The organism is Pseudomonas sp. MWU13-3659, assembly GCF_023757525.1.
Classification (GTDB): domain Bacteria; phylum Pseudomonadota; class Gammaproteobacteria; order Pseudomonadales; family Pseudomonadaceae; genus Aquipseudomonas; species Aquipseudomonas entomophila_E.
Map to the genome: position 1 here is coordinate 93457 of NZ_JAMSHW010000010.1, position 21275 is coordinate 114731.

23 protein-coding genes are annotated in these 21275 nt (G+C 64.1%); 13 read left to right on the top strand and 10 right to left on the bottom strand.

What is annotated here, in order from left to right:
• Position 1: 1 nt before the first annotated feature.
• From NGM28_RS14750 to recX, 7 genes are all read left to right on the top strand, one after another.
• A complete protein-coding gene (locus tag NGM28_RS14750) occupies positions 2-1036 on the top strand; it encodes a phage late control D family protein (protein WP_252090595.1) in 1035 nt (344 codons plus the stop codon).
• 136 nt (positions 1037-1172) lie between these two features.
• Positions 1173-1382: a zinc finger domain-containing protein gene (locus NGM28_RS14755; RefSeq protein WP_240063795.1), complete on the top strand. Its 210-nt coding sequence runs from the start codon at positions 1173-1175 to the stop codon at positions 1380-1382.
• Positions 1369-1920 (top strand): glycoside hydrolase family 19 protein, encoded by a 552-nt coding sequence (locus NGM28_RS14760; RefSeq protein ID WP_252090596.1) that lies wholly within the window; start codon positions 1369-1371, stop codon positions 1918-1920. The genes NGM28_RS14755 and NGM28_RS14760 overlap by 14 nt, the downstream gene beginning before the upstream one ends.
• Positions 1914-2414 carry a lysis system i-spanin subunit Rz gene (locus NGM28_RS14765; RefSeq protein ID WP_240063793.1) on the top strand — a complete coding sequence of 167 codons (501 nt, stop codon included), beginning with the start codon at positions 1914-1916 and terminating at the stop codon, positions 2412-2414. The genes NGM28_RS14760 and NGM28_RS14765 overlap by 7 nt, the downstream gene beginning before the upstream one ends.
• Positions 2415-2455: 41 nt before the next feature.
• Positions 2456-2938, top strand: coding sequence for a CinA family protein (locus tag NGM28_RS14770; protein WP_252090597.1), 483 nt, complete (start codon positions 2456-2458; stop codon positions 2936-2938).
• 104 nt (positions 2939-3042) lie between these two features.
• Positions 3043-4110 (top strand): recombinase RecA, encoded by a 1068-nt coding sequence (gene recA / locus NGM28_RS14775; RefSeq protein WP_240063791.1) that lies wholly within the window; start codon positions 3043-3045, stop codon positions 4108-4110.
• 8 nt (positions 4111-4118) lie between these two features.
• Positions 4119-4586: a recombination regulator RecX gene (gene recX / locus NGM28_RS14780; RefSeq protein WP_240063790.1), complete on the top strand. Its 468-nt coding sequence runs from the start codon at positions 4119-4121 to the stop codon at positions 4584-4586.
• Positions 4587-4637: 51 nt separating this feature from the next.
• Here the strand turns inward: recX and NGM28_RS14785 are convergent, their stop codons facing one another.
• Positions 4638-5756, bottom strand: a complete 1119-nt coding sequence (locus NGM28_RS14785; protein ID WP_252090598.1) for an LOG family protein — start codon at positions 5754-5756, stop codon at positions 4638-4640.
• Positions 5757-6062: 306 nt separating this feature from the next.
• Here NGM28_RS14785 and NGM28_RS14790 point away from each other — a divergent pair, with 306 nt between their 5' ends.
• Entirely contained in the window at positions 6063-6269 is a 207-nt protein-coding gene (locus NGM28_RS14790; RefSeq protein ID WP_240063788.1) for a hypothetical protein, read from the top strand.
• A 1-nt stretch (position 6270) separates the two neighbouring features.
• Here the strand turns inward: NGM28_RS14790 and NGM28_RS14795 are convergent, their stop codons facing one another.
• Positions 6271-6693: a quorum-sensing-regulated virulence factor family protein gene (locus NGM28_RS14795; protein WP_240063787.1), complete on the bottom strand. Its 423-nt coding sequence runs from the start codon at positions 6691-6693 to the stop codon at positions 6271-6273.
• Positions 6694-6907: 214 nt separating this feature from the next.
• Here NGM28_RS14795 and NGM28_RS14800 point away from each other — a divergent pair, with 214 nt between their 5' ends.
• The 3 genes from NGM28_RS14800 (at position 6908) to NGM28_RS14810 (ending at position 8967) form a co-directional block, all read left to right on the top strand.
• Positions 6908-7618 (top strand): tRNA-uridine aminocarboxypropyltransferase, encoded by a 711-nt coding sequence (locus tag NGM28_RS14800; RefSeq protein WP_252090599.1) that lies wholly within the window; start codon positions 6908-6910, stop codon positions 7616-7618.
• Between the two features lie 257 nt (positions 7619-7875).
• On the top strand, positions 7876-8526 hold the full coding sequence (gene erdR / locus NGM28_RS14805; protein ID WP_213657945.1) for a response regulator transcription factor ErdR: 651 nt from the start codon (positions 7876-7878) through the stop codon (positions 8524-8526).
• 75 nt (positions 8527-8601) lie between these two features.
• Entirely contained in the window at positions 8602-8967 is a 366-nt protein-coding gene (locus tag NGM28_RS14810; RefSeq protein ID WP_011535182.1) for a diacylglycerol kinase, read from the top strand.
• Positions 8968-8970: 3 nt separating this feature from the next.
• On the opposite strand, the gene finR is transcribed toward NGM28_RS14810, so the two are convergent.
• Positions 8971-9897 carry a LysR family transcriptional regulator FinR gene (finR, locus tag NGM28_RS14815; RefSeq protein WP_252090600.1) on the bottom strand — a complete coding sequence of 309 codons (927 nt, stop codon included), beginning with the start codon at positions 9895-9897 and terminating at the stop codon, positions 8971-8973.
• Between the two features lie 120 nt (positions 9898-10017).
• Here finR and fpr point away from each other — a divergent pair, with 120 nt between their 5' ends.
• Entirely contained in the window at positions 10018-10797 is a 780-nt protein-coding gene (gene fpr / locus NGM28_RS14820) for a ferredoxin-NADP reductase (RefSeq protein ID WP_110738446.1), read from the top strand.
• Positions 10798-10932: 135 nt separating this feature from the next.
• Here fpr and tsaA read toward each other — a convergent pair whose 3' ends face one another.
• The 5 genes from tsaA to rimO form a co-directional block, all read right to left on the bottom strand.
• A complete protein-coding gene (gene tsaA, locus NGM28_RS14825) occupies positions 10933-11628 on the bottom strand; it encodes a tRNA (N6-threonylcarbamoyladenosine(37)-N6)-methyltransferase TrmO (protein WP_240063784.1) in 696 nt (231 codons plus the stop codon).
• Positions 11629-11634: 6 nt separating this feature from the next.
• Positions 11635-12096: a YehS family protein gene (locus NGM28_RS14830; protein WP_240063783.1), complete on the bottom strand. Its 462-nt coding sequence runs from the start codon at positions 12094-12096 to the stop codon at positions 11635-11637.
• A gap of 50 nt (positions 12097-12146) precedes the next feature.
• Entirely contained in the window at positions 12147-12857 is a 711-nt protein-coding gene (locus tag NGM28_RS14835) for an rRNA pseudouridine synthase (RefSeq protein WP_252090601.1), read from the bottom strand.
• Between the two features lie 121 nt (positions 12858-12978).
• The gene (locus NGM28_RS14840) at positions 12979-13437 is read right to left on the bottom strand and encodes a GNAT family N-acetyltransferase (protein WP_240063781.1); all 459 of its coding nucleotides are present in this window, start codon (positions 13435-13437) and stop codon (positions 12979-12981) included.
• Between the two features lie 85 nt (positions 13438-13522).
• A complete protein-coding gene (gene rimO, locus NGM28_RS14845; protein WP_240063780.1) occupies positions 13523-14854 on the bottom strand; it encodes a 30S ribosomal protein S12 methylthiotransferase RimO in 1332 nt (443 codons plus the stop codon).
• A 235-nt stretch (positions 14855-15089) separates the two neighbouring features.
• Here rimO and NGM28_RS14850 point away from each other — a divergent pair, with 235 nt between their 5' ends.
• Entirely contained in the window at positions 15090-17000 is a 1911-nt protein-coding gene (locus tag NGM28_RS14850) for a potassium transporter Kup (RefSeq protein ID WP_213657938.1), read from the top strand.
• Positions 17001-17085: 85 nt separating this feature from the next.
• Here NGM28_RS14850 and NGM28_RS14855 read toward each other — a convergent pair whose 3' ends face one another.
• Together NGM28_RS14855 and mprF are read right to left on the bottom strand one after the other, a co-directional pair.
• Positions 17086-18378, bottom strand: coding sequence for a virulence factor family protein (locus tag NGM28_RS14855; protein WP_252090602.1), 1293 nt, complete (start codon positions 18376-18378; stop codon positions 17086-17088).
• Positions 18378-21020 (bottom strand): bifunctional lysylphosphatidylglycerol flippase/synthetase MprF, encoded by a 2643-nt coding sequence (gene mprF / locus NGM28_RS14860; RefSeq protein WP_252090603.1) that lies wholly within the window; start codon positions 21018-21020, stop codon positions 18378-18380. Before mprF ends, NGM28_RS14855 begins: the two co-directional genes overlap by 1 nt.
• Positions 21021-21275 lie beyond the last annotated feature (255 nt).

Genomic DNA, 21275 nt, shown 5'->3' on the forward strand with positions numbered 1-21275 from the left:
CATGCAACCGATCTTCCGCATCCAGGCCGACGGCAAGGACATCACCGCGCTGATCAACGACCGCCTGCTGCTGCTGCGCACCACCGACAAGCCCGGCATGGAGTCGGACGACTTCGAGCTGCGCATCGATGCCCGTGACGGTGCCCTGGCGTTGCCCGCCCGCGGTGCGGTGCTACAGGTCCATCTGGGGTACGCCGGCCAGCCGCTGACGCGCCTGGGGCGCTACACCGTCGATGAGGTCGAGCTGTCGGGGCCTCCCGACACGCTGGTCATTCGCGGCAAGGCCAGTGACTTGCGCGGCACCGGCAAGACCATCCGCAGCGGCAGCTGGGAAGAGGCGACGCTGCAACGCATCGTCGCCGAGATCGGTGCGCGCAACGGCTGGCAGGCGGTCTGCCCGGTAACGGTGAAGTTGCTTCGGGTCGACCAGTACAGCGAGTCGGACTTCAACTTCATCACCCGCCTGGCCCGGCAGAACGACTGCACCGCCAAGCTTGCCGACGGCCAGTTGCTGGTATTGCCGCGCCAAGGCGGGCAGAGCGCCAGCGGCAAGGCGCTGGGCGTGGTGACCATCGCCCGCAACGAGGTCAGCCAGTGGCACTTTCGCCTGGCCGACAAGAGCACCCACAAGGCGGTGCGCACCCGTCACCAGGACCCGGCCACCGGTAAATTGAATGTGGTCGAACTCGGCAATGGCGACGCGCCGGAGGGCCTGCAGCCGGTGCATACCGACCGTCATCTGTACCCCAACCGTGCGGCCGCCGAACAGGCCGCCAAGGCGCGCCTGGCCAGCTTCAATCGCGACACGGCCTCTGTGCGCTTGGACATGCCGGGGCGCACCGACCTGTTCGCCGAGCGCAGCGTCGAGATCACCGGTTTCCTCATCGGGCTCGATGGGCCATACCTGGTCGAGTCGGTGGAGCAGGTATTCACCAGCAGTGGTTGGCGGACCACGGTGCAATGCAACGGTGGGCGCCAGGGCAAGGCCAAGGCAAAGGGCTCTGCGCCCAGGCGCGCGGGAGCGTTGAAGGCTTGAGCGCGGCATGGAGAAGGTTTCCCGGTGCCGGTTGGCGTGGGCGCTTTCTTATAGTCGGCCTTAATGGAGGCGCTACTTCGGAAAGTCGCCCTTTCCCACACTTTGAACGTGAAACCAGCCCGTCAGGAACTTCTCGATGTTCATCGACTTGCGCTGCGGCCAGTGCCGAAAGCTGCTGGCCCGCATCACCCCCGCTTCCGAGCTCCAGATCAAGTGCGGGCGTTGCCGCACCCTGAATCATGTGAAAGCCACGCGCTTCGAGCCATCGCCTGTGAGCGAACCGTTGGCGGCCCAGGCCGCCGTTCGATCAGACTGCAATGGAGAACACACCGATGCCGCTCACTGAACAGCAGCTCAAACAGATCTATCCGCTTGCCGGCCAGCGCGCTACGACCTTCCTGCCGGCTCTCAACGAGGCCATGGAGCATTGGGAAATCGACCACCCCAAGCGCGTTGCCGCGTTCCTCGCCCAGGTCGGGCACGAGTCCGGCCAATTGCGCTATGTCAAGGAGCTTGGTGGCGACCGCTATCTGGCGCGCTATGACACCGGCAGCCTGGCCTTGCGCCTGGGCAACACACCGGAGGCTGACGGCGATGGCCAGCTCTATTGCGGGCGCGGCCTGATCCAGGTGACCGGGCGCAACAACTACCAGGCCTGCAGCCGGGCATTGTTCGGCGACGAGCGTTTGCTGGCGCAACCGCAGATGCTCGAGCAGCCGCGCTGGGCCTGTGAATCGGCGGCCTGGTTCTGGCATTCGCGGGGGCTCAATGCCTTGGCCGACCGCGGCGAGTTCAACCGCATCACGCGCCATATCAATGGTGGCCTGAACGGCTTGGCCGATCGCGTCGAACTCTGGGACAGGGCGCGTGAGGTGCTGTGTTGAGCCGCCTGCAACTGGGCCTTTGCGCCGTGCTGGTGCTGTCCAGCGCGGCACTGGCCTGGCAGGTCCAGGGCTGGCGCTACGAGCGGCTGCTGGCCGAGTCCGAGGGGCTGCAGGCGCAGCAGAAGGTCGAACAGGTCGAGGCGCTCAATGAGCAACTGCTTGCCGAGCGCGACCGGCGCCAGGCGCTCGAGCAACGCCTGCACAACGATGAAACCCGTCATTTCCAGGAGCTTACCGATGCCCAACAGACTCAGGCTCGCCTGCGTGATCGCCTTGCTACTGCCGATCTTCGGCTGTCGGTCCTGGTCGAGCGCGACACCGGCTGCGCCGCAGTGCCTGCCACCACCGCCACCGGCAGCGTGGATCATGGCGCCGTACGCGCCCGACTTGACCCGGCGCATGCTCGACGAATTATCGCCATCACCGACGACGGCGACCGCGGACTGATTGCCCTGCGCGCCTGCCAGGCCTATGTGCGCGCGCTGGCGCCGTGAAGGGTGGTAGGGTAGGGCGCAGTCTTGCCAGGAGCTAGAAAATGGACCCGATCACCGCGCTTTCCACCCGCCTGGGCGAACACCTGCGTCGCTTGAACGCCCAGGTGACCACCGCCGAATCCTGCACCGGCGGCGGCATCGCCGAGGCCATCACCCGCATCCCCGGCAGTTCGGCCTGGTTCGAGGCTGGCTATGTCACCTACTCCAACACCCAGAAAACCCGTCAGTTGGGAGTGCCCGAACCGTTGTTCGCCCAGGTGGGGGCGGTCAGCCGGGAAGTGGTCGAAGCGATGGTGCGCGGAGCCCAGGCTGCCAGTGGTGCGCGCTTCGCCGTGGCGGTCAGCGGCGTGGCCGGGCCCGACGGCGGCTCGCCGGCCAAGCCAGTGGGCACGGTATGGCTGGCCTGGGCCGATGCAGAACACGTAATCAGCGAGCGCCGCCACTTCGACGGCGACCGCGAAGCGGTGCGCCGACAGACGGTGATCGCCGCGCTAGACGGCTTGTTACAGCTTGGCGCGGAGTAAATCGCCCGGTGGGGGTTTGCGGAAACGAATCCCTGTGGAATAATACTGGCTACTTATACAGTTGTTCCGGCCATCAGGGCCAAGTCGATCACGTGAGGATTTCAATGGACGACAACAAGAAGCGCGCCTTGGCTGCGGCCCTGGGTCAAATCGAACGCCAATTCGGCAAGGGCGCTGTCATGCGCATGGGCGATCACGAGCGCCAGGCCATCCCCGCCATCTCCACCGGTTCCCTGGGCCTGGACATCGCCCTTGGCATCGGCGGCCTGCCCAAGGGCCGTATCGTCGAGATCTACGGCCCGGAATCCTCCGGTAAAACCACGCTGACGCTGTCGGTCATCGCCGAAGCCCAGAAGAACGGCGCCACCTGCGCCTTCGTCGACGCCGAACACGCCCTCGACCCTGAATACGCCGGCAAGCTGGGCGTCAACGTCGACGACCTGCTGGTCTCCCAGCCGGACACCGGCGAACAGGCCCTGGAAATCACCGACATGCTGGTGCGCTCGAACGCGGTCGACGTGATCATCGTCGACTCCGTGGCCGCACTGGTACCGAAGGCCGAGATCGAAGGCGAGATGGGCGACATGCACGTCGGCCTGCAGGCCCGCCTGATGTCCCAAGCGCTGCGCAAGATCACCGGCAACATCAAGAATGCCAACTGCCTGGTCATCTTCATCAACCAGATCCGTATGAAGATCGGCGTGATGTTCGGCAGCCCGGAAACCACCACCGGCGGTAACGCCCTGAAGTTCTACGCCTCGGTGCGTCTGGACATCCGCCGTACCGGCGCGGTCAAGGAAGGCGACGAGGTGGTCGGTAGCGAAACTCGCGTCAAGATCGTCAAGAACAAGGTCTCGCCTCCGTTCCGCCAGGCCGAATTCCAGATCCTCTACGGCAAGGGCATCTACCGCAATGGCGAGATCATCGACCTGGGCGTGACTCAAGGCCTGGTGGAAAAATCCGGTGCCTGGTACAGCTACCAGGGCAACAAGATCGGTCAGGGCAAGGCCAACGCCGCCAAGTACCTGCAAGAGAACCCGGCCATTGGCGCCGAGATCGAGAAGCAGATCCGCGAGAAGCTGCTGACCTCTGGCGCCGTAGCTGCAGCCGCCAAGGCCGCTGCAGCCGAAGCCGATGCCGACGACATGGCTGACGCCGACGCCGGTTATTGATCTGCCCCATGTCCGCCGTACTCGACACCCCCGTCGCCGTTCGGCGGACCGCCATGGACCTGCTCGCCAGACGCGAGCATGGTCGTGTCGAGCTGACCCGCAAGTTGCGACAGCGCGGCGCACCGGATGAGCTGATCGAGCCCGCGCTCGATCGGCTTGCCGAAGAAGGGCTGCTCAGTGAAGCCCGCTATCTCGAGAGTTTCATCCGTTATCGTTCCAGTGCTGGTTATGGCCCCGCGCGTATTCGCGAAGAGCTTGGCCAGCGCGGCCTCGACCGTGGCGATATCGACCAGGCGCTGCGCGAAAGCGAGGTGGACTGGGCAGTTCGGTTGGAGGACGTCTGGCAACGCAAGTTCGCCGGGCAACGCCCGCAAGACCCGCGCAGCCGCGCACAGCAGACCCGCTTTCTCGCCTACCGTGGTTTTTCCATGGAGATGATCGGGCGCCTGCTCAGCGGCCGCGACCTCTACGACTGATGGCCCGCAGGGCTGCCCTTGAACCGGGCAGCGCTGCGGGCCATTTTGCGTTCAGCTGACTTTCAAGGCTTCCCGTGCCCGCTGGGTGGTGTGCATGGGCTGGGGCTTGGCCCAGTTTTCCGGCAGGTTGATGAAGTCTACCAGCTCACGCAAGCGCCCCTGGTCGCGACCGTTGAAGGCGAAGGTCAGGCGTGTCAGGTGGCTGTAGCTGCCTTCCTCGTGTTCGGCGCCACTGTCTGCTTGCTGGTGGAACCTGCCGCTCAGGCGCAGGTCGGCGAACCCTTCCTCGATGTCGTGCAGCGCCGCTTCGCTCAGGCGGTGGAGCATGCGAATCACGAATTGGTTCTTCAGCCAGCGGCTGGAGTGGTAGTTGCTGTAGAACTGATTGATTTCCTCCACCGCCTCATCGGCGCTGTGTGCCAGGCGCAGCAGCTTCAGGTCGCTGGGCAGGATGTAGCGGTTTTCTTCCAGCTGTTTGCTGATGAAATCAAGACAGTCTCGCCAGAAGCTGCCACCGGGCGAATCCAGCAGCACCACGGGCACCAGCGGGCTCTTGCCGGTCTGGATGAGCGTGAGCACTTCAAGGGCTTCGTCGAGGGTGCCGAATCCACCTGGGCACAGCACCAGGGCGTCGGCTTCCTTGACGAAGAACAGCTTGCGAATGAAGAAGAAATGGAACGGCAGCAGCTTGTCGGTGCCGTCGACCGTGGCGTTGGCGTGTTGTTCGAAGGGCAGGGTGATGTTGAACCCCAGGCTGTGTTCGGTACCCGCGCCTTCATGGGCAGCGGCCATGATGCCGCCCCCGGCGCCGGTGATGACCATCAGGTCCGAGCGCGCCAGGGTTGCTCCCAGTTCACGGGCCAGGGCATACATCGGGTGTTCGAGCGGGGTGCGTGCCGAGCCGAACACGGTGACCTTGCGCCGCCCTTTGTAGCGCTCCAGCGTGCGGAACGAATGATCGAGTTCGCGCAGGGCCTGCAGGGTGATCTTGGCATTCCAGCGGTTACTGTCGTCGTGGGCCATGCGCAGGATGGTCAGCATCATGTCGCGGTACAGCGGCAGGTTGGGGCTGTTCGGCGCGACCAGTTGCAACTGTGTGTCGATATGGCCCAGGTCGATACCGTTGTCCCTGAAATGGTTGAACAGGCGTTCGTTCGTTTGGTAGGGCATTCAACGTCTCCTTCTGCAGCAAAACCTCTGACCGGGTCGATGACGGTTTCCCGGCCGCGACACTGCGTGTGTCGCTGGCTGCTGTGGCCCGAGTGTGCGCCTCGGGCATTGCAGTAGGCCTTCAAGGCCATGTTGCAGTGGCAAGTCCATCTTGTTGTCGTTGTGAGGTGCTCGCTTTCAATCTAGACGCTGGCACGGCTTCGTGCCGCCTCGGACGTGAGCAAGCCGTCGGTCGGCCTGGAATCCGTTCGGCAGGGGCTTTGGTTTACTGGAAGGGCTGTTGCACGCGATGCGGGGAGGTGCGGTATGCATCGGCTGGTGATCGAGGTGGATGGGCAACTGTTGCAGTGCTTGGCGCGGGAAGCCCGGGCTCATCATTTGAGCCTGGAGGGTGAGTGCCTGCGCCGTCTGCAGGGCGGCGAGCCCCATTCGCGCTATGTGCAGGCGTTGCTGGCGGAGCTGCGTGCCGATGAGGAGCCGCTACGCGCCAGCCACAGTGATCAGACCGCCTGAATCACTTCTTCTTGTTACCTGCTGCGCAACTGGCGGCATCGAAGGCCTGGTCCATGACCGGCTGGTTGGTCTTGTAGACAGTGAAACGGTAGACCAGCACCGCGCCCTTGGACATCAGCTGGCGGTAGCCATTGTTGCGGCAGACGCTGTCACCCAGTTGGCTGCGGACCTGTTGCGGATTCGCAAGCATGCGTTCGGCATGGCTTTCACGCACGCTCAGATGATTGACCAGGGCCTTGCCCTTCTCGACGGTGTAGCCCTGGTCGAGGATGTCTTCGTTGATGGCCCGTGGGGTACCGACGCTGCTTTCCTTGGCGACCTTCTCCAGCATCTGGGTCAGCTCGTATTCCTGCTTGGACGCCGCCTGGGCAGCCAGAGGCAGGGCGAGCAGCAGGCTCAGGGTCGGGGCAATAACACGCAGCATGGATCTCTCCTGGTTCGATGACTGGCGCTTTGACCTGCGCCGGTGGGCGGCGTTCCATGGAACTGCAGGGTTTCCCGGCCGCCAAAGGTTGCGATTATAAAGGACCCCTCGGCACGCCTGCACGGCAAATGACGCACCGTCTGGTAGACTGGGGCCTTGTTACCCGCCGAGTCGTACCCGTGTTCGTCCTCTTTCAATACCAAGGCCTGCAGCCATGAGCCACGCGGTAGCGCGCTTGCGCGCCGAGCGCCTGGCGCGCAGCGTCAAACCCTTCGTCGCCCGTGGCTCCCGGGCCGAACGCTGCCCGGATTGCCGGGTGATCGCCACCCATTGCCTGTGCGCCTGGAGACCGCGGGTGCAGGCCGAGTCCGGCGTGTGCCTGCTGATGCATGACACCGAGCCGTTGAAACCGACCAATACCGGCTGGCTGATCGCCGACCTGATCGAGGACACCTCGGCCTTTGGCTGGCTGCGCACGTCGGTGGACGAAGGGCTGCTGGCATTGCTGGAGCACCCCCAGTGGCAGCCGTACATCGTCTTTCCCGGCGAGTTCGTGGTTGAGGAACGGGTGGTCAACGAGGTCGTGCGCCAGCCAGGCAAGCGCCCATTGTTCATCCTGCTCGACGCCACCTGGACCGAAGCGCGCAAGATGTTCCGCAAGAGCCCCTACCTGGACCGTTTCCCGGTGCTGAGCCTTGAAGCCGAGCAGATGTCACGCTATCGCCTGCGCCGCTCCAAGCGCGATGACCATTTCTGCACTGCGGAAGTGGCGGCCATGTGCCTGGACCTGGCCGGCGACAATCAGGCCTCCCAGGCCCTGGACGCCTACCTGGATGTGTTCAGCCTGCACTACCTCAGCGGCAAGCGCCGCCTGCCGCTGGACGAGCAGGACGAGGTGCATCGGCGTTTGCATACCTTCCTATAGTCCAAGGGGCAGGCGCGACGGATTGGTACATACTGTCCGGGCTGGCAGCCAGGGTAGGCGGGGACGACCGGGCAATTGGCTTGACCACCCGGGGCGTGCTCGGCATCCTTGGCGCCGCTTCAGGCATGACGAAGCTGCCGTTACCCCCGGACTTCGCCGTGCCATCCCGGCCGGCGGCCTTGCCGCTCGTGCCTTGAGTTGCCCGCCAGGCGTATTCCGTACCCCCGAGCCTGGCACAGAACAGGATCCCTAGATCGATGGCCACATACGAAATCCTGATTGCCGATGACCACCCGCTGTTTCGCAGCGCACTGCGCCAGGCCGTTACCCTCGGCCTGGGCCCGGATGTGCGCCTGGTCGAGGTGGCGAGCATCGCCGAACTGGAAACCAGCCTGACCGAGAAAGCCGACTGGGACCTGGTCCTGCTGGACCTGAACATGCCCGGTGCCTATGGTTTTTCTGGCCTGGTCCTGTTGCGCGGGCAGTACCCGCAGATCCCTGTGGTGATGGTTTCGGCCCAGGAAGAGGCGGCGGTCGTGGTGAAGTCCCGCGAGTTCGGCGCCAGTGGTTTCATTCCCAAGTCCAGCGAGCTCAGCAAGATCCAGGAAGCGGTGCGCAATGTGCTCGACGGTGATGTCTGGTGGCCGCCACAGGCATTCGAAAAGGTCGACGTTTCAGCCGAAGCCAAGGCCGCCAGTGAAGGCCTGGCAAGCCTCACGCCCCAGCAGTTCCGTGTGCTGACCATGGTCTGTGAGGGCCTGTTGAACAAGCAGATCGCCTACGAACTGAATGTGTCGGAGGCGACCATCAAGGCCCACGTGACGGCGATCTTCCGTAAGCTGGGCGTGCGCACGCGAACCCAGGCGGCGTTGCTGCTGCAACAACTTGAATCGGTTTCGGGCAGCTAAGTGCCCGAACGTTCACGCTTTTTTGACTCGAACTGAACTAGCCTTCAGGCCTTTCAACGGTGAAGTGACGCACCCATGTCGCCATTCAAGGGCCAGACCGGCCTCAAACGCATCTTCAACGCCGCCGGCTACTCGCTGGACGGCCTGCGCACCGCCTTCAAGGGCGAGGCCGCCTTCCGCCAGCTGGTACTGCTCAATGTGCTGCTGATCCCGACGGCCTTCTGGCTGCCGGTCAGCCGCGTTGAGCGGGCCATCCTCATTGCCGTGTGCTTGCTGGGGCTGATCGTGGAATTGTTGAACTCCGCCGTCGAGGCGGCCATCGACCGCATCTCCCTGGAGCGCCACCCCTTGTCGAAGAACGCCAAGGACATGGGCAGCGCTGCGCAACTGGTGGCCATGAGCATGGTGGCCGTGGTCTGGGGTGTGATCCTGTTGGGCTAGCGCTCAGGCGATCGGCGGCAGAACGATTTCGTCACTGCGCCGTACGCCTGCTGTGAAGCTGCGACACAGTTCAAGAAACTCACGCATGGCTGAAGTCTGGTACTTCTGCTTGTGCCAGATGAAGTAGAACTGCCGCAACAGGTCCAGTGCCGGGGTTTCCACCGGCACCAGGCTGCCGCGTCGGAAGGCGTCACGCAGCGCCAGGCGCGAAATGCAACCAATCCCCAGGCCAGATTCGACCGCGCGCTTGATCGCTTCGGTGTGTTCCAGCTCCAGGCGGATGTTCAGGTTGGCGCGGTGATGGCGCATGGCTTGGTCGAAGGTCAGACGCGTTCCCGACCCTTGTTCGCGAAGAATCCAAGCTTCCTGGGTGAGCTGTTCCAGGTCGGCATGTCCAACCTTGGCCAGTGGATGCTGCGGGGCGCAGAACACCACCAGCTCATCCTCCACCCAAGGCTGTACTTCGAGGTCGGGGTGGTTGCAGTCGCCTTCGATTAGACCCAGGTCAATTTCGTAGTGGGCAACCTGATGCACGATATGCGCGGTGTTCTGCACGTGCAGCTTGACCTGGCTTTCCGGGTGCACCTGCATGAAGCTGCCGATCAGCAAGGTGGCCAGGTAATTGCCGATGGTCAGGGTGGCGCCGACCGCCAACGAGCCAAACCCCGACTTGCCATTGAGCAGGTCCTCGATTTCCTTGGCCTGGTCGAGCAGGGCGACGGCCTGGGGCAGCAGTTGGTGGCCCAGGGCGTTCAGGCTCAGGCGCTTGCCTGCGCGGTCGAACAGTTGGCAGCTGGATTGCCGCTCCAGCTCGGTGATAGAGGTGCTGGCGGCCGATTGCGACAAGGCCAGCACGCTGGCGGCCCGGGACACGCTCTGGTGCTGGGCGACGGCGACGAAGACCTGGAGTTGACGGAGTGTGAATCGCATATCTATATAACCGATAACACATATCTTGATAATTCAGTTAACAGATATTGTCGCTGCCCCTAAACTATCGCGCAACTGCGCGTCTTGCGCGCGCCGCGTCTTTCTTCAGGAGCCCCTTAGATGAGCAACATGAACCACGAACGTGTCCTCAGTGTGCACCACTGGAACGACACCCTGTTCAGCTTCAAGTGCACCCGCGACCCGGGCCTGCGCTTCGAGAACGGTCAGTTCGTGATGATCGGCCTGCAGCAGGAAAGCGGCCGTCCGCTCATGCGCGCCTATTCGATCGCCTCGCCGAACTGGGAAGAGCACCTGGAGTTCTTCAGCATCAAGGTGCCAGACGGCCCGCTGACTTCCCAGCTGCAGCACCTGAAGGAAGGCGACGAGATCATCATCAGCAAGAAACCCACCGGTACCCTGGTGCTCGACGACCTGAACCCGGGCAAACACCTGTACCTGCTGAGCACTGGCACTGGCCTGGCGCCATTCATGAGCGTCATCCAGGACCCGGAAACCTACGAACGCTTCGAGAAAGTGATCCTGGTCCACGGCGTGCGCTACGTGAACGAAGTCGCCTACCGCGAGTTCATTACCGAGCACCTGCCGCAGAACGAGTTCTTCGGCGAGTCCGTGCGCGACAAGCTGATCTACTACCCGACCGTGACCCGCGAACCCTTCGAGAACCAGGGCCGCCTGACCGACCTGATGCGCAGTGGCAAGCTGTTCAGCGACATCGGCCTGCCACCGATCAATCCGCAGGACGACCGCGCCATGATCTGCGGCAGCCCGAGCATGCTCGACGAGACCAGCGAAGTGCTCGACAGCTTCGGCCTGAAGATTTCCGCGCGCATGCGTGAGCCGGGCGATTACCTGATCGAGCGTGCATTCGTCGAGAAGTAAGGCGAACCCCAGTAAACGCAAAAACGCAGGCCTGGGCCTGCGTTTTTTTATGCCTGCGGGATCGCGGTTGCCATACAGGTACCTTGTAGGAGCCGGCTTGCCGGCGAAAGGGCCGGGCCTGCAAACAGATGGGCGTCAGCCTTCCCGGACCACTTCCAACACCCTGATTCGATCCGGTTGTGGGTAATGCCACCTGACCTGCACATCCCAGAACTTCACCCCATAAACCCGTTCCGCCGGTGGCACTTGATAGGCCGGTCGAGGATCCTGTGCCAGGCACTGCTCGATCAGTTCCACCAGGGGTTCTTGCAGGCGCTGTGCCTGATCATGGGCCTGGGGCAGGGCGCTTTCGCTCCATTCGACGATGATCGCCTCTGGTGCATCGCTGGCCATCAGGTTGCTCGCGCCGGCAATGCTGTCCGCATAGGGCACATAGGGCTTGATATCCAGCACCGGCGTGCCATCCAGCAGGTCGATACCCGACAGCAGCAAGCGTCCGGGTTCGATACCCTCCAGGCGTACCACCGATTGCCCGATGCCATTGGGGCGGTGGGTGGCCCGGGTGGCAAACACCCCCATGCTCTTGTTGCCTCCCAGGCGGGGTGGTCGCACTTTCAGCCGTGGCTTTTCCTCCAGTGCCTCATGGAACAGGAACAACAGCCAGACATGGCTGACCTGTTCCAGGCCCGCCACCGCGTCGCCATTGTCGAACGGTGGCAACAATTCCAGCACGCCACGGGCAGCGGGTGCCAGCTGCGGCTGGCGGGGGATGGCGAACTTCTCCTTGAAGCAGGAGTGGACGATGCCGACCGGCGAGACCGTATGTTGCATCGCCAATCAGCCGCGCACGCGAAGCGTCAGGCCCTTGAGGAAGTTGCGCAGCAACTGGTCGCCGCAGGGGCGGTAGTTGTCATGGCCGACCTTGCGGAACAGGGCGCTGAGCTCGGGTTTCGAGACCGGGAAGTTCACCGACTTGAGTACCGCGTGCAGGTCGTCTTCCTTCAATTCAAAAGCCACCCGCAGTTTCTTCAATACGGTGTTGTTGGTTACCGGCACTTCGACGGGCTGCGGTGGACGGCTATCGTCACGCCCGCGACGGTGAATCACCAGGCCGTCGAGAAAATGCGCCATGACTTTTTCCGGGCAGCGCACGAAGCCAGGTTCTTCTTCCTTCTTCACGTAGCCGGCGATGGCCTCGGCGGTGACCTCAAGGCCGGAGAGCTTGATAATCTCGGCCATCTTCTGGTCGTTGGCCTTGAGCATGTAGCGCAGGCTGCGCAGTACATCGTTGTGGTTCATTGCAGCGAATCCTGTTCAGGTGCCGCGCCCTCAGGGGCACGGCGGTGAGGCTAGAAACGTTCGGTGGCGGCCAGGTAGCGCCACTGCCCCGCCGGCAGCTTGCCCATCGACACGCCGCCCAGGCGGATACGGCGCATGGCCAGTACCTTCAGGCCGGCGGTCTCGCACAGTTGCTCGATCAGCCCCGGTTGCGGGTTCTTCAGGACCATGCGCAGGTGCTGTTCGTTCTGCCAGCTGGCCTTGGCCCGTGGCAGTTCCACGCCCTTGCGTTCGACGCCGCGGGCAAGGCGTTCCAGTGCACCGGGCTTGGCTTCGCCACTCACCTGGACGATGTATTCCTGCTCCATGCGGCGCAGGTCGGCGTCGAGCTTGCGGGTTACCCGCCAGTCCTGGGTGAACAGCTGCAGGCCGGTGGCGCCGGGCAGCAGCGGGGCAATACAGGCCTGGTGGACGAAGTGCCCATGTAGCGGGCGCACGCCTTCGCGGTGCGCTTCACTGAGGCTGGCCATGGTCATGCTGGCCTGGGCGGCTGTTGTGCTCAGGCCAGCCTGCTGGTTGAGCAGTAGCGTCACCGGCTCCAGGGTTTCAGCGCGGGCCCCGGGCAACAGTTCGACGCGCTGGTCGGCGACTTTGAACTGCGGTTGCTCGACCACCACGCCATCGACCGTGACCCAACCGCCTTCTATGTACAGTTCGGCCTCTCGGCGGGAGCAGCCAAGCTGTTCGATGAGGCGTTTGGAAAGGCGAATGGGTTCGGACATGGACACGGGTTTCACGAGGCAGGGAAAGTTTCCATTGTACCTGCCCGCGCAGCTCCGCGGCTGCAAATCGATGTCATTTCCGCCTTTTAGGAGTGGGGAGACAGTTTCGTTGGTGAAGGTCCTAGGGCGTTGTACGAACAAGCTTCATGTGCAGTAGGGGGTAAGGCTGTCCAAGGCCGTCCGTTTCCGAGCGGCCATACACCTCGAAGCCCTCATGCAGGTAGAAGCCCAAGGCTTGTGGGTTTTGTTCGTTGACGTCCAGCCGTTCGGCGTTGAGTTCGTTTACCGCATGCCGCAGCAGGCGTCGGCCGATACCCTGCCCACGGTACTCCGGCGCGACGAACAACATGTCGACGCGGCCATTGGCCACGCCGGCGAAACCGAGGATGCGCCGCTTGCTGTCCTTGCAGCAGACCAGCATCACGGCGTCGAGGTATTTGCAGAGCACGTGCTCGCGCAGTAGCACGATGTAGGCATCTGGCAGAAAGTCGTGGGTAGCACGGACCGACGCCTCCCAGACCCGGACCAGCTCGGGGTAGTCGCTCAGGTGGGGCGTCTGCAGCGTGGCGGTGCTCGACATCCGATGATCCTCAGGGCCATTGAGGAAAACATAGATGCAAAAAAATACCCCGCCAGTGGGCGGGGTATCTTCAGGTGGACATCGTTCAGATAGGCTCGGCCCACATGTCGTATTCATCGGCATCGACGATGCGGCAACGGACCTTGTCACCTGGCTTGAAGCCATGGTCGCCATCGATGAACACACTGCCGTCGATCTCCGGCGCGTCGAAGAAGCTGCGGCCGACCGAGCCCTGCTCCTCGACTTCGTCGATCAGTACTTCGATCTCCTTGCCGATGCGCTGCTGCAGGCGCGCGGCACTGATCGCCTGCTGATGGGCCATGAAGCGGTCCCAACGTTCCTGCTTGACGTCATCCGGCACGTCTTCCAGGCCCAGGTCGTTGGCCGGGGCGCCTTCGACGGGCGAATACTGGAAGCAGCCGACGCGGTCGAGCTGGGCTTCGGTCAGCCAGTCGAGCAGATACTGGAAGTCTTCCTCGGTTTCGCCTGGGAAACCGACGATGAAGGTCGAGCGGATCACCAGTTCCGGGCACTGTTCGCGCCAGTTCTTGATGCGTGCCAGGGTACGGTCTTCGAAGGCCGGGCGCTTCATCGACTTGAGCACCTTGGGGCTGGCGTGCTGGAACGGGATGTCCAGGTACGGCAGGATCTTGCCGGCGGCCATCAACGGGATCACGTCGTCGACGTTCGGGTACGGGTAGACATAGTGCAGGCGCACCCAGGCGCCCAGGCTGCTCAGGGCCTCGCAGAGCTCGAGCATGCGGGTCTTGACCGGGCGGCCGTTCCAGAAGTCGGTCTTGTACTTGACGTCGACGCCGTAGGCGCTGGTGTCCTGGGAGATCACCAGGATCTCCTTGACGCCCGCCTTGACCAGGCGCTCGGCCTCGCTCAGCACCTCACCGACCGGGCGGCTGACCAGCTTGCCGCGCATCGACGGGATGATGCAGAAGCTGCAGCTGTGGTTGCAGCCTTCGGAAATCTTCAGGTAGGCGTAGTGGCGCGGGGTCAGTTTGACACCCTGTGGTGGCACCAGGTCGATCAGCGGGTTGTGGTCCTGGCGTGGCGGCACCACCTCGTGCACGGCGTTGACCACCTGCTCGTACTGCTGCGGGCCGGTGACCGACAGCACGCTCGGGTGCACGTCACGGATGCTGCCTTCCTCGACACCCATGCAGCCGGTGACGATGACCTTGCCATTCTCCTTGATCGCCTCGCCGATCACCTCCAGCGACTCGGCCTTGGCACTGTCGATGAAGCCGCAGGTGTTGACCACCACCACGTCGGCGTCTTCGTAGGTGGGCACGACTTCGTAGCCCTCCATGCGCAGCTGGGTCAGGATGCGTTCGGAATCGACCAGGGCCTTGGGGCAACCCAGGGAAACGAAGCCGACCTTCGGGGTGGCGGGAGTGGTGGACATGGCTAACCTCGGTATTGAATACAGGTCGCCCGGCCGGTAACGGGGGCGATCCTGGAGGGCGCTTTGGGCGCCTCTGATCAAAAAGTGCGCAATTCTAGCGAGCACAAGGTCGCTTTACCAGCAGAAAAGCGACGAACGCTGCGCTATGCTTCGCGCCGTTGCGTCCGGGTGGCTGGCATGCCCTGGCGTGGGTGAGGATTCTATTGGTCTGTTAGGGCCTTCTCGGGAGTGGTCGATGGTTCAGGCAAGCAGTCACGCCGAGGGCGGGCACGAGGGCAAGCAGGGGGCGGCGCGGTCGCTGGGCCTGCTCGTGGCAGCGGTTGGGGTGGTCTATGGCGATATCGGCACCAGCCCGTTGTATACCCTCAAAGAGGTCTTCACCGGTGGTTACGGCGTGCAGGTCAACCACGACGGGGTGCTGGGCATCCTGTCGCTGATCCTGTGGTCGCTGCTGTGGGTGGTGTCGTTCAAGTACGTGATGTTCATCCTGCGCGCCGACAACCAGGGCGAGGGTGGCACCATGGCGCTTACCGCGCTGGCGCGGCGGGCGACGGCGGAGTATCCGAAGCTGCGGGCGCTGATGGTCGGCTGCGGCCTGGTCGGCGCCTCATTGTTCTACGGCGACAGCATGATCACCCCGGCGGTGTCGGTGCTGTCGGCTGTGGAGGGCATGGGCCTGGCCTTCGAGGGCATCGACCACTGGGTGGTGCCGATCTCGCTGGTGGTGCTGGTGGCGCTGTTCCTGGTGCAGAAGCACGGCACCGAGAAGATCGGCAAGCTGTTCGGCCCGATCATGGTCACCTGGTTCGTGGTGCTGGGGGCGCTGGGTGTGCATGGCATCTCGCAGAGCCCGGAAGTGCTCAAGGCCTTCAATCCGGGCTGGGCGCTGAACTTCTTCATTGTCCACCCGGGCATGGGCGTGGCCATTCTCGGCGCGGTGGTGCTGGCGCTGACCGGTGCCGAGGCGCTGTACGCCGACATGGGCCACTTCGGTCGCAAGCCGATTGCCCGCGCCTGGTTCGCCCTGGTGCTGCCGGCCCTGGTGCTCAACTACTTCGGCCAGGGTGCGATCCTGCTGCAGAACCCGGAGGCCGCGCGCAACCCGTTCTACCTGCTGGCACCGAGCTGGGCGTTGCTGCCGCTGGTCGGCCTGGCCACCATGGCCACGGTGATCGCCTCGCAAGCGGTTATCTCCGGGGCCTTCTCCCTGACCCGCCAGGCCATCCAGCTGGGTTATGTGCCACGCATGCAGATCCAGCACACCTCCAGCGACGAGCAGGGGCAGATCTACATCGGCGCGGTGAACTGGACGCTGATGGTCGGCGTGGTGCTGCTGGTGATCGGTTTCGAATCCTCCGGCGCCCTGGCCGCCGCCTATGGCGTGGCGGTGACCGGCACCATGTTGATGACCACGATCCTGGTGTCGGCGGTCATGCTGCTGCTGTGGAAGTGGCCACCGGTGCTGGCGGTGCCGCTGCTGGTGGGCTTCCTGCTGGTCGACGGGCTGTTCTTCGCCGCCAACGTGCCGAAGATCGTCCAGGGCGGTGCCTTCCCTGTCTTGGCGGGGATCGTGCTGTTCGTGCTGATGAGTACCTGGAAGCGGGGCAAGCAGATTCTCGTCGACCGTATCGATGAAGGGGCTTTGCCACTGCCGGTCTTTATCAGCAGCATCCGGGTGCAGCCGCCGCACCGGGTCGAGGGAACGGCCGTGTTCCTCACCGCTCGGGCTGATGCCGTGCCTCACGCGTTGCTGCACAACATGCTGCATAACCAGGTGCTGCACAGTCAGGTGGTGCTGCTGACAGTGGTCAGCGAGGATCGACCACGGGTACCGGAGCATGAGCGGTTCGAGGTCGAAGCCTATGGCGACGGGTTCTTCCGGGTGCTGTTGCACTTCGGTTTCATGGATGAGCCGGACGTGCCGGCGGCGCTGAAGCTCTGCCACCTGGACGATCTGGACTTCAGCCCGATGCGTACCACCTACTTCCTCAGCCGCGAGACGGTGATCGCATCGCGTCTTGAAGGGATGTCGCGGTGGCGGGGGAACCTGTTCGCGTTCCTGCTGAAGAACGCCAACGGTAACCTGAGGTTCTTCAACTTGCCGTTGAACCGGGTGATCGAGCTGGGGACCCAGGTCGAAATTTGAGATCGGTTCGCCGGCAAGCCGGCTCCTACGGGAGCCGGGCTAGCAGGGCATAAAAAAGGGGCCGCTGATGCGGCCCCTTTTCATGTCACTTCTCAGCGACGCTGGACTTCCCCTGGCGCGTCTCGATCTCGTCGATCAGGCGCTTGGCCAGTGCCGGATAGTTCTCATCGAAGTGATGGCCGCCAGGCAGCTTCATGCGCTCGCCCACCGCGGTCTTGTCGGTGCAGCCGCTCTCGTCGGTCTCTTCCACGCCGTAGATGCACACGACCTTCGAAGCCGGCAGCTTGGCCATTTCCGGCCCGGTCGGGGCCTCTTGGCCTTCCTTGCCCAACCAGCCCTCGACTTCGATCTCGAAGCTGCCGCTGCGGGCGAAGGCCAGCAGGATCACGGCGTCGATGCGCTTCTGGTCTTCTGCGGAGAGGCGGTTGTAGATGGCCGGCAGCACGTCGGCGCCAAACGAGTAGCCAGTCAGCACGAAGCGCTTGGTGCCCCATTTCTGGCGGTAGTGCTGCATCAGCTCGGACAGGTCGGCGGCGCTCTGCTCCGGTGTCTTGTGCTGCCAGTAGTAGCGCAGGGTGTCGATGCCCACTACTGGGAAGCCGAGCTTGGCCATCTCGCCGGCCACGTCGCGGTCCAGGTCGCGCCAGCCGCCGTCACCGGAGAGGAACAGTGTGACGGTGTCGGTGGTCTGGCCGGCCGGGACTTCCACTACCGGGATGGCCAGGGCATTGCCGTCCTGGCCGACCAGGGCCTGGGTCAGCTGGGCCTTGAGCACCTGCGGCAAGTGGATGTCGTAGTCGGCGATGCTGGTTTCGGCGTTGGCCTGGTCGCGCACGAAGGCGGCGCTGGCGTCGTCCGGGTTGTCGTTCCAGGCCACGTTCCAGTGGCCGTGGGGGGCGGATTTGGGCAGGGTGGCCTGGCAACCCGGCTGCTCGACGGTGAAGTCCACCGAGATGGCGCGGGCCTTGTCGTCGCTCTGTGCGGCCAGCCAGCGCCAGGCCTGGGCGGCGCCTGGGCCGATGCCGGCGACCAGGGTGGGTTTGTCGGCCAGTTGGGTGATGGCCTCGTCCATGGCGGCCTGCTGTTTTGTGCAGTCGGCCGGTGGCAGGATCACCTGCACCAGCTGGGCCTCACCGGCCTGGCTCAGGTCGAGCAGTTGCTTGTCGCTCAAGGCCTGCTCCTGGGGCACGCCGATGGCGACCCGGGCCTTGGCGCGCACGCCAGGGGTGGCACGGGTCAGGCTGCTGCCGTCCTTCAAGGTCAACTGTTCCAGGCGAACCTCGGGCGCCGGGCGGGTCCACAGCCAGAAGGCCGTGCCACCGGCCAGGGCGGCCAGGACCAGGGGAATCAGTACGTACAACCAATAGCGTCGGATCATTAACGTTTCACCAATCCAGTCAGGCCGCCAGCGATCAGGGCGGCGGTATCGGCCAATGCCACCAGCGGGTCAAGCCCAGCCGGCACTGCCATATAGCGGGGTTCCCAGTCCGGCTGGAACTTGTCCTTGAAGCGCCGCAGGCCCTGGAAGTTGTAGAGCTGCTCGCCGCGCTGGAACACCATCGAACCCAGGCGCTGGGTCAAGGGTGCGCCGCGGCGCGGCTGCAAGCCGGAGAGGGGGACCATCCCCAGGCTGAAACGGCCATAGTCATGGCTCTTGTAGTGAAGGATCAGGCCAACCATCATGAATTCCATGGTCAGCTTCGGCGCCTCGGGGTGGGCGCGCATCAGGTCCAGGCTGGCCAGCTCGTTGCTGTGGGTTTCCAGCAGGTTGGCGAAGGCCACCGGGCGGCCCTGGAAGCGGATCAAGGCGATGCGGAAGTGCTGCAAGTACTCGGGGCTGAAGCGGCCAAGGGAAAAACCCTTCTCGCGCACGTTCTTGCCGGTGAGCCAGGCGTCGGAGATTTCCTTGAGTTCCGCCAGCGGTGCATGGCCAGGCTCGTGGATCTCCAGGCTGAGGCCGTCGCGCCCACCACGGTTCCAGGTGTAGCGCAGGTCCTTCATTTCCTTGCCTTTGGCGTCAATGTCGAAGCGGCGCAGGTCGACCCGTGCCTCTTCGCCCAGCTTGATCGCGGTCAGGCCGATGTCCATGTAGAACGGCAGGTTCTCCGCGCGCACCTGGTAGAACACCGGGCGGGCATGATGCAGGTCGCACAGGTCGCGGAACTGCCAGATCATCTCGGCGCGTTCCTGGGCCGGGCCGATCGGGTCGTACAGCGCCACCAGGCTGCGGCCACGACGGGCATACATGAGGAAGGCATTGTCGCTGGGGTGGAACAGCAGCGCTTTGTCGCCGGTCAGGGCCAGGCCGCCGTCGGGCTGGTCGGAAGCCAGCAGGACGCGGTTGGCCCGTTGCAGTTCTTCGTCGTTAGGCAGGTGGATGACCGGGCGGGCGGTACGCAGCAACCACGTGAGCGCGACAATCACCAGCAGCACGGCGCTGCCCAGCGCGGCGCGCAGGCCGCGAGGCGCATCGGCGTCCAGCGTGAACTGCCACCACAGCTTGTGGGTATAGGGTACGTCCTGGTAAGCGAACAGCAGCAGCCACACCGAAGCACCGACCACGCAGGCGCTGGCCACCAGGTACACCGGCGAGAAGGGCAGTTCCAGCAGGCGGCTTGGGCGGTAGAACGAGCGGCGGAACAGCGCAAGCAGAGCGGCGGTGAAGCACATCAGCGAGGCTTCTTCCCAGTCGAAGCCTTTGAGCAGTGACAGCACGGCGCCGACCAGCAGCAATACGGTGGTCAGCAGCCAGGCGGCCGAGAGGCGCCGGCGCAGGCCTTGGGCCAGCAGCAGGCAGAGCACGCCGATCAGGCTGGCGCCGAAGTGCGAGGCGTCGATCAGGCGGTGTGGAATGAGGAAGCCCATGTGTTCCAGGCGGCTGTCGATCTCCGGTGTCGCGCCCGAGAACAGCAGCACCACGCCGGAGAGGAACACCAGGATCGCCAGTACCGGAGCGGCCAGCCCGGAGGCGGCGCGAATGGCTTGCTGGGCGAACAGCAGGCGGCGCGCCTCGTTGGCCAGCAGCAGCACACAGGCGACCAGCAGCGGCAGCACCACATAGATCAGGCGGTACAACAGCAGCGCCGCGGCCAACGGTGCCGCGCCCAGCTGGTTGGCGAAGGCTGCCAGCAGGATCGCCTCGAAGACACCGACGCCGCCCGGCACGTGGCTGAGCACGCCGGCCGCGAGAGCGAGCAGGTAGACCAGTACGAAGGCACCAAAAGGCGGTGCTTCCGGTAGCAGCATGTACAGCACGGTCGCCGCCGCCGCGACATCGAGCGCGGTAATCACCAGTTGCAGGGCAGCCAGGCGGCCATTGGGCAGGCGTAGAGTGCGACGGCCGAACTGCACCAGCAGGCCATGCGCCAAAGGTTGCTCGGGCAGCCGACGGCGATACAGGCCAATGACCAGCGCCGTGGTCGCCACCAGCACGGCCACGGCGATGCTGCCGAGTAGCGGTGCGGGCAGGCGCAGTGCGGTAGCGGCCGCCGACAGGTCGCTCAAGGTGGCCAGCGCGGCCAGTGGTGGCAGGGCGCAACCCAGCGACAGGCTGGCGAACACGGTCATGCGGGCGACTTCTGCGGCCCCCAGTCCTTGGCGGGCGTACAACCGGTAGCGCACCGAGCCGCCCGAAAGCATCGACAGGCCGATGGCGTTACCAATGGCGAAGGCGCTGAAGCCGCCCAGCACCAGCGTGCGTACTGGCAGTTGCACTGCGGCGTAGCGGCTGGCGGACCATTCATAACCCAGCAAGATCACGAAACCGACCAGGGTTGCCAGCAATGCGCCTAGCAGCGAGTGAGTCGGCACGCTGAGCATGGCATCGTGCAACGCATAGATATCCAGTTCGCTCAGCAGGTGACGGCAGGCGATCAGGCCCATGGCGAACAACAGCAGGGTCACCGCCAGCCCCAGTGGCTGGCGATACTTGCTCAGGCGTTCCAGCCAGGGCAAGCGATGGGCAGCCGCCGGCAAGGCCGCAGTCAGCGGTGCCTGGGTATCGGGAGTGGGGGCGGTCATGGATTACCCCGTGCGGTCAGCGCGAGGTGCGGGCAAGGTACGGCCAAGTGAAAGTCCCTTTGGAAAACGTGTCCAGATATTACTCCGGGCCGGGTCGTTAATCTGTTTCAGGATAGTTAAAGATAGTTCATTCAGCTGCGCGGAAGGTGGCGCAACGCCATGCGAGCTGGGGCTGGCGAAGATAGCGCCTGGGCAGCGCGAGGAAAAGAGGGTAGGGCAGATGCAACAAGCCCCGCGTTACCTTTCGATAAGCGG